This window comes from uncultured Methanobrevibacter sp., from assembly GCF_900314615.1.
Classification (GTDB): domain Archaea; phylum Methanobacteriota; class Methanobacteria; order Methanobacteriales; family Methanobacteriaceae; genus Methanocatella.
Genome location: NZ_OMWA01000004.1, coordinates 45,886 through 58,206 on the forward strand (window position 1 = coordinate 45,886; position 12,321 = coordinate 58,206).

Consider the following 12,321-nt stretch of genomic DNA (forward strand, 5'->3'; position numbering starts at 1 on the left):
AATGTACTATTTATATGTAATTACTTTTAAAATTTAGGATTCACATATTCCCAAATTTCATCAAAACTAGTTTTAACTCCAAGTTTTGTGTATTCACGAACTAATGTATTGATGTCTCTTTCAAGCAGTTCTTTAGAAATTGGATTATCTAAAACTACGGACTGAGAAACGTCAATGATTACAGGTTCCTCATTTTGATTTAAAATATTGTAATTGGACAGGTCTCCATGGACCAGTTTTGCTTCATTTACAAATAGCTTTAACTGAACGAGCAGTTTATTGAAAAATTCATCCGGATTTTGAGGTGGCTGGTTTTTAACGGGTTGAGCAGGATTTCCATCTTCATCTCCGATAAACTCAATAATAAGCACATTATTTGCACTTGTTATAGGTTTTGGAACATTTACTCCAGCGGTATAGAGTCTGGTCAGATTTTTAAATTCCTTTGTCACCCATGAATAGATGATTTTTCTTTTGTTTTTGGTTTTTATGTTAAATCTCGGATCGCCTTTTAGATAATAATCCATTTTTTTAAAATCGGATGTGGCTATTCTATAAATTTTAACGGCAACAAATTTTTCATCATCAGTAATACCTGTAAGCACATTTGCTTCTTTTCCGGTACTTATGGCGCCGTTTAAAACATCAATATGGCCCTGATTTGCTAATTTGTATAATGTCTCAAGGGTAAGTTTATCAAAAATTTCATTTCCCACTTTCCTATCGGAACTGTCCTTTTTTCTTTTCTGGGAATGCAATTTTTCATGTGCCTTGTCGGCTTTGGCAATTTTGCGATCCATTTATATCAAAAAAATAAGTAGTGAAGACTACATTTTTAAGTAGCCTTTTCTTTCAAGCCAGTTGGATTCGGTTTTGGTGTATCTCCAGATGACGTCTGCCTTCTCATCAGCCTGGAAATCCCATGGTTTTACAAGGATTACATCTCCTTCACGAATCCAGATACGTTTTTTCATTTTACCAGGGATTCTGGTCATTCTTATATTTCCATCAGCACAGCGGACTTTTAGTTTTCCGTGTCCCATGATTTGTTCAACTACTCCAGGTATTTCTCCTTTTTTAGGAGTTCTTACTCTTCTGTACTCTTGTTGATTATTGTTATTAGGTCTTGACAAATACTCTCCTCCAAAATAATAATACGTTCTCCATAAGATTAAATTATTTATATTTATATCAATATATTATATATTAATTTATTGGATTTTATATAAAGTGGTAATAATGGGAACCGAATTTTTAAAAATTAAAGAATGTGATGAGGCTATTGATATTATTCAAAATCTTTTCAATGAAAACTTAAAGCCGCAAAGCGAAGAGATTGATGTAAGTGAAGCTTACGGCAGAATATTATTTGAAGATGTTTACTCCAGAATGGATTTTCCTCCGTTTGACAAAGCTTTGAAGGACGGTTTTGCTATAATGGCCAGTGACAGTTTCGGGGCATCTGAAGAGTCTCCAAACACTCTTGAAGTCATTGACTTTTTAGAGGCAGGTGCAACAACCGATAAAAAAGTAGAAAAAGGAAAATGCATTGAAATCAGTACTGGTGCAGCAATGCCTGAAGGATCCGATGCTGTTTTGATGGTTGAATATGCTGAAAAGATGGACGGCAAAGTCAATCTTTTAACTACAGTAACTCCTTCTCAGGATGTTGCCAAAAAAGGTTCAGATATTGAAGAAGGTAAGCTGATTCTTAAAAAAGGGGATTTCCTAAATCCTGGAAAAATCGGAGTATTGCTTTCCCAGGGATTTGAAACAATCGAAGTTTACAAAAAACCGAGTGTTGGTATAGTATCTTCAGGTAATGAAATAACACTTCAGGGAGAAGAGCTTGAATATGGAAAAATCTATGATGTAAACGGTGGAATGATTAAAAACGATGCCGTTTCATGTGGTGCCGATGCAAAATTCTTGGGAGTTATGAGAGATGACTATGATGAAGTAAAAGAGAAAATAGTCACATCCCTTGAAGAGGTCGACATTCTTTTCTGCTCAGGTGGAACTTCAGCAGGTCTTGGTGATGTTTTAAAGCATGTTCTCGACGAACTGGGAGAAGTTCACATTCACGGAATATCAGTCCAGCCTGGAAAACCTACAATTGTCGGCGTCATCAACGGCAAACTTGTAATCGGTCTTCCGGGAAATCCTGTTTCCGCTTTAATGATATTCAATGCATTCGTAGCCGAACCTTTAACAAGACTTGCCGGAATCGATAAGGACTTTGAATTAACAACTGTTAAAGGCAAAATCACAAAAAGAATTCACTCTCAGGTTGGAAGGATGCAGTATCAGCTTGTTAAAGTCGATGGTGAAAATATTCAACCGATATTTAAGGATTCAGGTGCAATCTTTTCACTTTCAACAGCTGACGGTTATGTAAAAATACCAAAACTGGTTGAACTTGTTGATGAAGGCGAAGAAGTAGAAGTTTATTTATTCAATTAAGATTATAATTTAAGTAGGTGTAATTATGGATTATGAAGTTAAAGTAATTCCAGAACAAAAATTAGGAGTAATCAACTGTAAAACTCCAATTGATGATTTAGGCATATTCCTTTCCATATTGATGGGATGGGTAGATGCTGAAGATATTGAAACTGAAGGAGAACCTTTCATTGTTTATTTCTCACCAAGACACGAAGTGAATCAGGGTGATGTAGTTTATGATGTAAGCATCGCAATCAAAGATGATGCAGATGGTACTGACAGAATCCGTGTTGTGGACATGATTGAAAATAAGGTTTTAGCCGCAAAGCATTACGGATCTCCTGATAACATTATGGATACCTATGCGGAACTGGTGGAAGTCGCTCAGGCCAATCATTATGATATAATAGGATCACCTAAGGAAGTATTAATCAAAGGTTTGCACAACTGTGATAATGAAGCTGATTTCATCACTGAAATCCAATTGCCTATTATTGAAATGTAAGGTGATTTGATGGCTAAAAAGAAAGATATTGATTTTGATGAGGAACTTGCAAGAATTGCTCGCCAAACTAACATTAAAGTTAGAAAAACAGAGTTTGCTTATGAAAGTCAATTAAAACAGCTTGATGATGATATTGATAAAATCCTTAAGGATAAGCTGGACAGCTTTGATAAGTTTAAGGAATTGACTTCCAGTCATTTGCATACTGATTACAAAACAGATTCAATTGACAGGTATAGAGAAAAATTAAAAAAGATTTAATTTTTCTTCTTTTTTTAATTTTGTCCGACGACCCTGATGTCATGTGCCAAGAGTTTAGGAATGACGTATGGTCCGTACTGTTTAATTTCTGATTTAATACCTTCTACTTTTTTCATGATTTCAAAGATATTTCCGGAAATCATAGCTTTATTAATAGGGTCAGTAAGTTCTCCATTTTCAATTTTGAATGCATTGCTTGCTTCAACAGAGAAATCTCCAGAAATAGGATTTGCAGTATGCGCTCCAAGCACGCTTGTTGTCAGAATACCTTTGTCTATTTCAGATATGTCTTTCATTTCACTAAATTTAAACTCAAGATTGCTTGGACTAATCATTGGTGTGGACAAATAGGAACTTCTGTATCCGTTTGAGGTTGTTTTGCCGTTTACTTTATTGGCTGTGTAGATATCATAAATAAATGAGTTTAAAACACCGTCTTTAATCAAATCTGTTTTTTGGGATGGGGTTCCTTCTCCGTCACATTTTGAGCTAATCATTCCTTTTTCCATAAGAGGATTGTCAGTTATGCAAAGGGATGGATTAGCTATTTCGCTTCCGATTTTATCTTTTAAAATGGATCTTCCTCTTCTTACATTTTCACCGTCAAATGCATTTAAAAATGTTTGAAGCAGTCCTATTGCTGCATAATAGTCAAGTACAACATCATAATCATTGGTTTCAATTGCTTTTGCATTTAAGGAATTTTTAGCCAAATCACATACTTCTGTAGCTAATTTTTCACTGTCCAAATCAAAGAATCTTGAGGACTGTGAGTTGTATGCTGTTGCAATTTCGCCGTCTTTTTGAATTGTTACAGATAATGACATTCCAAATCCTGTTCCTTCATCTTCTATTGAAACTCCATTGGAATTAAGAATTAATGAACGTCCTTCACTTGCAGAAAAACCTGATCCTGTTACTTCACATCCGCTGTCACCGGCAGTTGCAATAAGGCTTTTAAGAAGGTCAACTGCTTCGCCAAGGTCTAAATCGTTGAATTTTTTATCATAAACTTTTTTAACATCCACTACTTTTTCTTTTTCTGCAAATGCATAATTTTCATCTTTTTTTGTCAGTTTTGTATTTTCAATAGCCTGATTTGCTGTTTCGCTGATTTTATCTAAGTTTGATGTAAATGCAAAACCGATTCTGTTGTCTTTAATGACTCTTATTCCGATTCCCTGCTCAATTTCTTCTTTAGCAAAGTTTAACTCGTTCTGTTCGGATTCAAGTTCAATAACATTGCTTTCATCTACATAAATTTCATATGCATCGCAGTTATTTTTAACAGCATTTTCTGCTTTTTCAGCTAGTTCATATATCATATTATCACTATAATGCAAATTTTTCAATGGCTTCCGCTACTCCGTCTCCATAGAACTTCTCACATGCGTATGTGCTTATTTCTTTCAGCTTTTCTTCCGCATTGCCAACAGCAATCTTATATCCGACTTCCTTTAAAAAATCCTCGTCGTTTTCGCTGTCTCCGATCGCCATCACATTTTCCATGTTGATTCCGTTTCTTTCACATAAATATTTAAGTGAAGTTCCTTTATTGACTCTTTTGTCGGTTATGTGAAGTGCAAAGCCGCTGTCATAAATTTCAAGTTGGTCTAAATATTTAAAGTCTTTTAGAGCATCTTCCACTACTTTTCTGTCGATAGTTTTATAGAATACGGTTTCTGTCAGTCTGTACATGTTGTCGTGAGAAGCATGTCTGTCAAACTCATCGCCCAGTTTTTCTCTCAGGTGATTTTCAGCTGATGTGACAAAGTCTCGCTCAACCATGGTTTCAACAGCATTGTTGTTTTCACCTTCTTTAAAGACTACTCCTCCGTTTTCAGCTACAAGACCTCCGCTGCATCCGATAAGCACTTCTGCAGCATATGCATAGTTTACAACATTTCCTGTAACTATGATTGTTGGAATTCCTGCATCTTCAGCTTTTCTTAAAGCTTCAATTGCGGAAATGCATATTTTTCTTGTATTGTCTGTTATTGTACCGTCGATATCTACTGCAATTGCTTCTATTGTCATATTATCCTCTTGAATATCTGTGTGCTATGTTGCATGTTCCTTCTTTACTTACCATACATGCGCCGATTGGATGGAGCGGATTGCATGCTTTTCTGAATAGTTTGCAGTCTTCAGGTCTTGCAAGACCTCTTAAAATTGGTCCGCAGATGCATCCTGCAGGTGCTTCATTAACATCTTTAACTTCAATGTCGTATTTTTCACGTGCATTGAACTGGCTGAATTCATCTTTGATTTCAAGAATGGAATTAGGTATTTTTGGAAATCCTCTCCATTCTCTTGAGGTAACGTCAAAGACCTGCTCTATCATGTCCTGAGCTACAACATTTCCTTCTTCACGAACTGCTCTTTTGTACTCATTTTCTATTTTCGGTGTGTCATTGTGAATTTGTCTTAAAATCATATAAACGGACATTAAAATGTCGAGCGGATTGAATCCTGCTACTGCTTGAGGTATTCCAAAGTCAGTTGAGAAGTATTCGAAAGGTTTGGTTCCGATAATTGTACAGACATGTCCTGGCTGAATCAGTGCATTCAGGCTGGTTTCTCCTGAATTGATTAAAAAGTCAATTGCCGGCGGAATAAGTCTGTGGCATGAAAGCACTGAGAAGTTTTCAGGAGGTGTGGCCAAAAGCTCTGCAGCGGTTGTAGGTGCAGTTGTTTCGAAACCTGCTGATATAAAAGCAACGTCATTGTCTACTTTTTCAGCTATTTCAATAGCTCTGTTGATACCGTAAACTACTCTAACGTCTCCTCCTTCTGCTTTAGCATCTGCAAGGGATCTTTCAGAACCCGGAACTCTAAGCATATCTCCAAAGGTTGTAACTGTAACACCTTTGTCTATAAGTTCCAATGCTTCATCAATCTCACGTGAAGGCACTACACAAACAGGACATCCTGGCCCTGCAATGATTTCTACTTCGTCAGGAAGCAGACTTCTGATTCCATTTTCCATTATTGTATGCTCATGAGAACCGCACACGTGCATTATTTTAACGGGTGTAGCTAAATCATTTATTTTTTCTAATAATCTTTTAGACATATCTTTCATATTCATATTAACACCGAAGATTTAATAATATACTATTCATATATGTTATATTGTATTAATTATATTTTATTATATTTAAGGGATTAACATGTTTAACAATAATATGATTTTAGTAGTTATTCCGGCCAGAGGGGGCTCAAAAGGAATTCCTCGTAAAAATTTGAGGTTATTAAACAATAAACCCCTTATTTCTTACTCAATTGAGATAGCTAAATCATCTCAATATGTTGATGATGTCGTTGTAACTACTGATGATTCTCAAATTGCACTGATTGCTGAAAAATTCGGGGCAAGTGTGGTGAGACGCTCTGAAGAGTTGTCCACCGATGAAGTTTTACTTGAACCGGTTATCTATGATGCAATGGTTCAAAAAGAAAAGTTGGCTTTTGATGAATATGATATTGTAATAACGCTTCAGCCTACGTCTCCATTAATTAGAACATCTTCTCTCGATGCTGTCATTGAAAAATTTGAAGATTTCAGCGTTGACAGTGTACTGTCTGTTGTTGATGACAGGCATTTGAGCTGGGGATATGATGAAAACAACAACAGATATTTCCCAAATTATATTTCAAGAGTTCACAAGGAAGATTTGCCAAAATCCTTTAGAGAAACCGGAGCTATTTTAGCAACCCGGCGCGCTTTTGTAAAAGAAGATTCCCGTTTGGGAAGCAATATTGACATTGTTGAAGTGTCCCGTGAGGAAAGCGTCAGCATTGAAGACTATGAGGACTGGTGGCTTGCTGAAAACTACATTAAAAAGAAAAGGATAGCTATTGTTGTCAACGCTTCAAATGAAATCGGAACAAACCATATTGAAAGATGTTTGGCAATCGCTTCAAAAATGGTATTTCATGAAGTGCTGTTCCTGCTTGATGAACAATATCCGTTAGGAATTGATCGAATCGGCAAATCCAATTACTCTTTTAAAACTTATGAAGACTCAAGAGATTTGTTTGAAATTCTAAGAGCGTATAATCCTCATATAGTTCTAAATGACATTCTTGACACTTCCCGTGAGTACATATCCTCTTTAAAAGAAGAAGGCTATTTTGTAGTCAACTTTGAAGATTTGGGTGTCGGCAGCGGAATTGCTCATGTCGTATTTGATGATTTGTATGAACATGACCCTGATGAGAGAAATGTCTACAGCAGCTATAAATACTTTATTTTAAAGGATGAATTCTATTATCAGCCTTCTAAAATAATTACTAATGATGTCAACAATGTCCTGGTTAATTTCGGTGGTGTTGATCCAAACAATCTCACTGAAAAAGTTATTGATGCGATTCTCGACACTGACTATACCGGAAGAATAAATGTTATTCTTGGACTGGGTAACCCTGATTTGGAAAACATCATAGCAAAATATGAATCAAATCCTTCAATTCAAATCTATAGAGATGTTTCAAACATCAGTGAATTCATATTTGCAGCAGATATTGTATTTACTGCTTCCGATAAATCAGTTTATGAAATCTGCTCTCTTGGAGTTCCGACAATATGCCTGTGTCAAAATGACCGTGAAATGTCTCATGCATTTGCAAATCCTAAATTCGGATTCATTAATATGGGTCTTGGATTTAATGTCGGAAGGCAGGAAATCATTAATGAATTTTTAAATCTTGTAAATAACTATGAATTAAGGCTTGAATTAAATAAGAGAATGCAGGCAATCGATTTGAAAAACGGTTTTGACAATATTTACGCCGTTACTGAGCGAGAATATAATCAGTTTAAATTTGTTCAAGGTCTTAAATAGGTTTTATCATAAACCTTTTTCTATTTTTTTTTGCTAAAAAGAGATTATATGCTCTAGTGATGTAACTTTAAAAATAAAATAAAAAAAGAAATTAAATTATTTCTGAAGAGCAGTCTGCTGAATAATTGTTAATTAAAACAGCACATTTGTCTATTGTTTCAGAATCTAATTTAATTGTACTGGTTTTTATCTGATTCAATAATTCTTCAATAAACAGGTCTTCATCAGTTAAAGGCATGTTTATTACAACAACTTCATTGTTTATGAAACCGACTAAAGGTTCAACAAAACAGTTTTTGATGTTGTTGTCATTGAGGAAATTGATTAAATCTTCACCTAAAGCCAAAGCTTTTTGTTTGACTTTATTGTCTTGAGAGAATTTAGCCTGCTTGGTTGTGTATCTAAATCTCTTCATATTTCCACTGTCATGGAATTCTTCGATTTTATCTTCATCCAAATCATTGGAACTGATCAGATTTAAATTTTCATTTTCAGATTCTAATCTGAGTTTCGGATTGTATTTTTGAGATAAAAGAGCATAAATTCCAGTTGGGCCTACAACCAAATGGTTTATACTAGAGTTTGAAGTAGGAGTTTTCACATTGTAGAATACATAGTAATCATCAGGTAAAGTTAATAAATGTTCTCTGATAATTCTTGTTCTTATTTCGGTTTCCTTTACATCTCTAGTTCTATAAAGTGCATAAACTAAGATAATTACTCCGATGAATATTGCAACTATTCCAATTCCGCTGTTGAATAAAAGTATTTCGATAATACTTAAGATAAAAATAACTGCTCCAACAAGGAGAATTACAGTATTTGTATCTAAATTCTGTATATCAAAGTCATTTCCGCCATCATAAATGGATCCGGAGCTTTGGCCAGTATTTTCATCAGGTTCAGGTATTTTAAGTCTTTCAATAAAGCTTCCCATTGACCTTTCAGAAGGTTTTTCCTGAGAGGTATTCGGATAATATTCATTCATGCCTTTAAAGAATTCATCTTTAAGGAAATTCTTAAGAATATTATAATCATTGGTTTTTGGGACTGCAAATTCTCTTCCGAACTTTGACAATACTGGTTGAGGAATTGTTGTTCTTGCAGTTTTGGAATGTTCTTCTTCCATTTCAAGTTCTTTTTCTTTTTCATCTTTAGCTATTTCTAGCATATGTTCTTCGGAGAAGAAATTTCCTATTCTGTTAGTAATTGATTTAAAGGAGCCTGAATTATCTTCAGCTTCGCCTTCTTCTGTTTCAGGAGTTTCACTAGTGAATTGAGTAGTTTCCTGTCTGATGTGCTGAACCTCTTTTTTACGTTCTTTGATGTATTCGTCTAATTCCTTATTTAATTCATCGTCCAAATACCTTAAAGAACCTCCGCAGCTATCACATTCATAATCAAGTATGCTGTCACTATTTTTAATTTTATATTTTAATCCGCAGTCTTCACATTGGACTATCTGTGAATTATCATACTTGAATGAATCAATAAATGAGGAGCGAGAGTCATTTTCACTTTCAGAATATTCATCTTCCAGATATTCTAAATCTCCTGCACATGAAGAACACTCGAAGGTAGTGATGTCGTCATTATCCTCGAGCTGGTATTTTGCACCACAATTCTTACAGCATACAACTTTCATATTATCCTCTTAAAAAATTACTTATGTTTTTATTTTTTTATTTTTGTTATTATATATCTTTCTAAAAATTGCTATTTTTCAATATTTTTCAACTTTGTTTTTTCGCCTTAAAATCAAAAAAATTGAACAAATGGTGCTCTAATAGCTTGTTCTGTTATATAAGTACAGATTATTAATATTTTTAATCTCTGTGTAATTTGTTAAATTTTTCATCTTTGCATTTGAAATGTAATACGTCATGTTGCTTTTATCTATTGCGGCCTGGTCGACTATCGGTATTCCTTCCACATTATCTCCAATCCACCAGAGGAAAGGGCGTATGTTGTAAACACCGATCTTGACATTTTCATAATTCGGGTCGACACTTTTCAGATACTGTGACATTTCCTCTGTTGTATTGTACTTGTCTGTCGGTTCGAATGTGTATGTAAATGCGAATCCTTGCACTACAAATAGTGCAATCAGTATAATTGGGATTATGTTTTTGTTTATTTTGATTTTGTCCTGAATAATGCTTACCGCTTTTATTATAAAGTAAATCAGTGCCGGAAATATCGGCAGTATGTATCTGTTGACCTTAATGTGGTAATAGCTGTAAAATATAAAGTTTGCCAATATCCACGCTAACATCATATATTCTGTCTTGTATTCGCTGTCCTTTCCAAGCAGGTATAATCCGGCTATGATGATAAGTGTTGTCAAAACGGAACTTACTCTTGTATAGGTTATAATGCCTATTAAAATCAAAGCTGCCGGAAGAATATGCTTTCTTTCAAGTTTTATTTCATGGTCTTTAATCCAGATCAGTCCGCCGATAATCAGAATTGCAAATAAAAGTCCGGAAAGTATTGTAGGATTTTCCAATACAGGATTTCCCTCAAATACTGTATGGGAGTTTGAAATGAAATTCGCCATGTTGAAGAGATAGTATCCGACTTCAGTATTGAATGCAGGGTCTGTTTCTGCACCTCCTTTTCCTGCAATTCCATTGGAAATCTGTGATGCAGCTTCAAATTGTCCGTTTCCCATGCCCAGTATGGTTGTCAGTATGACGGCTGCAATCACGATTGCGATTACAATTCCAATTGCAAGGTATTTTCGGTCAGGTTTTTCAATGTGAAATCCTTTTTTATAAATGTAATAGAGTACCAGTGCAATCACTGTTAAAACAAGAGTGTATCTTGTAAAAAAACCGATTACAAAGAATGGTGTTGCATAAATGTAAAATTTAGGATTTTTGTCGATGGCTATTATGCATAGCAGTGCAAACCAAACTGTCATTCCCACTGCAGGAACGTCCAGTGTACCGTTTGCAAGCCATGTAAGACTAAGTGAAGTAGTTAAATACATGACAGCTCCGCAAATGCTTAGATTTTCATCAAAAAATTGTCTGAATAAAAGATAAACGCCAATATTTCCCAGTATTGCAAATAATCCGGTTACTATGAATATGGCCAGTTTATCCACTAGGCCGAATCTGAAAAGAATAGATGTTAAAAAACAGATTATCGGCGATAGATAAATGTTGTTTGTAGAGTGGTGATTTATTCCTGTGTAGTAAAGTGCATTTAAAAGATAAACGTACACGTCAGAACAGCTTATACCCACTTCCAGGTTAAAGTTAATGTAGTAAACTACCATAATGCTGCTGAAAATTAGCAGTGCCAGCAGATAATACTTGTCTTTACTTTTTATATTGAAATCTTCAAACATTGCTCTAATATATTTAATGCATTGCATTAATAATTTTTTAAAATGATCCGAATATGAATGATACGAATGCTATAAGCATTCCCATTTTCAGGTACTTTGAAACTTTGGCAGCAGTTTGCCTGTCCTGATTTTTAATAATCAGAATTGCAGAATAAATGAACAGCAATACTGCCACTGCAATAATAATCAGATAATACAATCCGAATATGTTAAAGTAATAAAGCATAGGACATAGTGCACAATCGATTATTATTAAAATAAATGCTAAAATAGCAGTTATTTTTTCTCCATATAAAATGGGCAATGTTTTTGCCCCTTCTGCCTTGTCTCCTTCCATGTCCTCGATATCCTTTACAAGTTCCCTGGCAGTTGTCATAACGAATGCGAAGAATCCTAAAAATATTGATGTGAATATTATGTCAGGATTATTAATGCTGAATCCTGCAAATACGAATCCAAAACCGGTCATAAATCCGACTGCAAGGTTTCCGATTAATGGAGTTGATTTCAGCTTGTATGCATATAAATAAAGAATAACATCTGCTATCAATACAATTATGAATGGAATCCAGTTTCCAGTCAGAAAGCTAATCAGGAATCCGCAAATTGTTCCAAGTAAAAACATTAAATAACCATAGTTACGGCCATTTGTCAGTGAAATTCTTCCTGATGGAATCGGACGTTCGGGTTTGTTGATTAAATCAATCTGGTAATCAAAATAGTCATTAATGACATTTCCTGCAGAAGTTTCAAAAAATACAGCTAAAGTTGCAAGTAGTATGGGTAAACTAAAGGTTTTATCAATTATTGCCACTAAAACTACAACAATCGCACCCATTATTGCATTTCCGGGTCTCAATATTTCAATATATGGATTCATTATTCTCCTCAAAACATTTTTTTTT

12 protein-coding genes are annotated in these 12,321 nt (G+C 34.7%); 4 read left to right on the forward strand and 8 right to left on the reverse strand.

Annotated elements, in window-relative coordinates; translation table 11 throughout:
- Positions 1-26 precede the first annotated feature (26 nt).
- Positions 27-800, reverse strand: a complete 774-nt coding sequence (locus QZN33_RS01905; RefSeq protein ID WP_296788993.1) for a serine protein kinase RIO — start codon at positions 798-800, stop codon at positions 27-29.
- A gap of 27 nt (positions 801-827) precedes the next feature.
- Positions 828-1,133, reverse strand: a complete 306-nt coding sequence (gene eif1A / locus QZN33_RS01910) for a translation initiation factor eIF-1A (protein WP_292739265.1) — start codon at positions 1,131-1,133, stop codon at positions 828-830.
- A gap of 106 nt (positions 1,134-1,239) precedes the next feature.
- On the opposite strand from eif1A, the gene glp reads away from it, so the two are divergent.
- The 3 genes from glp to QZN33_RS01925 are packed head-to-tail and all read left to right on the forward strand — an operon-like array spanning position 1,240 to position 3,211.
- The gene (glp, locus tag QZN33_RS01915) at positions 1,240-2,463 is read left to right on the forward strand and encodes a gephyrin-like molybdotransferase Glp (protein ID WP_296788995.1); all 1,224 of its coding nucleotides are present in this window, start codon (positions 1,240-1,242) and stop codon (positions 2,461-2,463) included.
- Between the two features lie 25 nt (positions 2,464-2,488).
- A complete protein-coding gene (locus tag QZN33_RS01920) occupies positions 2,489-2,950 on the forward strand; it encodes a GyrI-like domain-containing protein (RefSeq protein WP_296788997.1) in 462 nt (153 codons plus the stop codon).
- Positions 2,951-2,959: 9 nt separating this feature from the next.
- Positions 2,960-3,211, forward strand: coding sequence for a hypothetical protein (locus QZN33_RS01925; protein WP_296788999.1), 252 nt, complete (start codon positions 2,960-2,962; stop codon positions 3,209-3,211).
- Positions 3,212-3,225: 14 nt separating this feature from the next.
- On the opposite strand, the gene QZN33_RS01930 is transcribed toward QZN33_RS01925, so the two are convergent.
- The 3 genes from QZN33_RS01930 to hypD are packed head-to-tail and all read right to left on the reverse strand — an operon-like array spanning position 3,226 to position 6,296.
- Positions 3,226-4,536 carry a TldD/PmbA family protein gene (locus QZN33_RS01930; RefSeq protein ID WP_296789001.1) on the reverse strand — a complete coding sequence of 437 codons (1,311 nt, stop codon included), beginning with the start codon at positions 4,534-4,536 and terminating at the stop codon, positions 3,226-3,228.
- A gap of 7 nt (positions 4,537-4,543) precedes the next feature.
- Positions 4,544-5,248, reverse strand: a complete 705-nt coding sequence (locus QZN33_RS01935) for a phosphoglycolate phosphatase (RefSeq protein ID WP_296789003.1) — start codon at positions 5,246-5,248, stop codon at positions 4,544-4,546.
- A 1-nt stretch (position 5,249) separates the two neighbouring features.
- Positions 5,250-6,296 (reverse strand): hydrogenase formation protein HypD, encoded by a 1,047-nt coding sequence (hypD, locus tag QZN33_RS01940; RefSeq protein WP_296789097.1) that lies wholly within the window; start codon positions 6,294-6,296, stop codon positions 5,250-5,252.
- 88 nt (positions 6,297-6,384) lie between these two features.
- Between hypD and QZN33_RS01945 the strand changes: the two genes are divergently transcribed.
- Positions 6,385-8,058 carry a cytidylyltransferase domain-containing protein gene (locus tag QZN33_RS01945; protein ID WP_296789004.1) on the forward strand — a complete coding sequence of 558 codons (1,674 nt, stop codon included), beginning with the start codon at positions 6,385-6,387 and terminating at the stop codon, positions 8,056-8,058.
- Between the two features lie 91 nt (positions 8,059-8,149).
- Here the strand turns inward: QZN33_RS01945 and QZN33_RS01950 are convergent, their stop codons facing one another.
- The 3 genes from QZN33_RS01950 to QZN33_RS01960 all read right to left on the reverse strand — a co-directional run bounded on the left by QZN33_RS01950 (position 8,150) and on the right by QZN33_RS01960 (position 12,296).
- Positions 8,150-9,703, reverse strand: coding sequence for an NERD domain-containing protein (locus QZN33_RS01950; protein WP_296789005.1), 1,554 nt, complete (start codon positions 9,701-9,703; stop codon positions 8,150-8,152).
- 138 nt (positions 9,704-9,841) lie between these two features.
- The gene (locus tag QZN33_RS01955) at positions 9,842-11,416 is read right to left on the reverse strand and encodes a glycosyltransferase family 39 protein (protein ID WP_296789007.1); all 1,575 of its coding nucleotides are present in this window, start codon (positions 11,414-11,416) and stop codon (positions 9,842-9,844) included.
- A 37-nt stretch (positions 11,417-11,453) separates the two neighbouring features.
- Entirely contained in the window at positions 11,454-12,296 is an 843-nt protein-coding gene (locus QZN33_RS01960; protein ID WP_296789009.1) for a UbiA family prenyltransferase, read from the reverse strand.
- Positions 12,297-12,321: the final 25 nt, after the last annotated feature.

Excerpts from the sequence above, each read along its gene's own strand:
- QZN33_RS01905 (WP_296788993.1), bottom strand. The coding sequence starts at position 800 with ATGGATCGCAAAATTGCCAAAGCCGACAAGGCACATGAAAAATTGCAT.
- glp (WP_296788995.1), top strand. The coding sequence starts at position 1,240 with ATGGGAACCGAATTTTTAAAAATTAAAGAATGTGATGAGGCTATTGAT.
- QZN33_RS01920 (WP_296788997.1), top strand. The coding sequence starts at position 2,489 with ATGGATTATGAAGTTAAAGTAATTCCAGAACAAAAATTAGGAGTAATC.
- QZN33_RS01925 (WP_296788999.1), top strand. The coding sequence starts at position 2,960 with ATGGCTAAAAAGAAAGATATTGATTTTGATGAGGAACTTGCAAGAATT.
- QZN33_RS01930 (WP_296789001.1), bottom strand. The coding sequence starts at position 4,536 with ATGATATATGAACTAGCTGAAAAAGCAGAAAATGCTGTTAAAAATAAC.
- QZN33_RS01935 (WP_296789003.1), bottom strand. The coding sequence starts at position 5,248 with ATGACAATAGAAGCAATTGCAGTAGATATCGACGGTACAATAACAGAC.
- hypD (WP_296789097.1), bottom strand. The coding sequence starts at position 6,296 with ATGAAAGATATGTCTAAAAGATTATTAGAAAAAATAAATGATTTAGCT.
- QZN33_RS01945 (WP_296789004.1), top strand. The coding sequence starts at position 6,385 with ATGTTTAACAATAATATGATTTTAGTAGTTATTCCGGCCAGAGGGGGC.
- QZN33_RS01950 (WP_296789005.1), bottom strand. The coding sequence starts at position 9,703 with ATGAAAGTTGTATGCTGTAAGAATTGTGGTGCAAAATACCAGCTCGAG.
- QZN33_RS01955 (WP_296789007.1), bottom strand. The coding sequence starts at position 11,416 with ATGTTTGAAGATTTCAATATAAAAAGTAAAGACAAGTATTATCTGCTG.
- QZN33_RS01960 (WP_296789009.1), bottom strand. The coding sequence starts at position 12,296 with ATGAATCCATATATTGAAATATTGAGACCCGGAAATGCAATAATGGGT.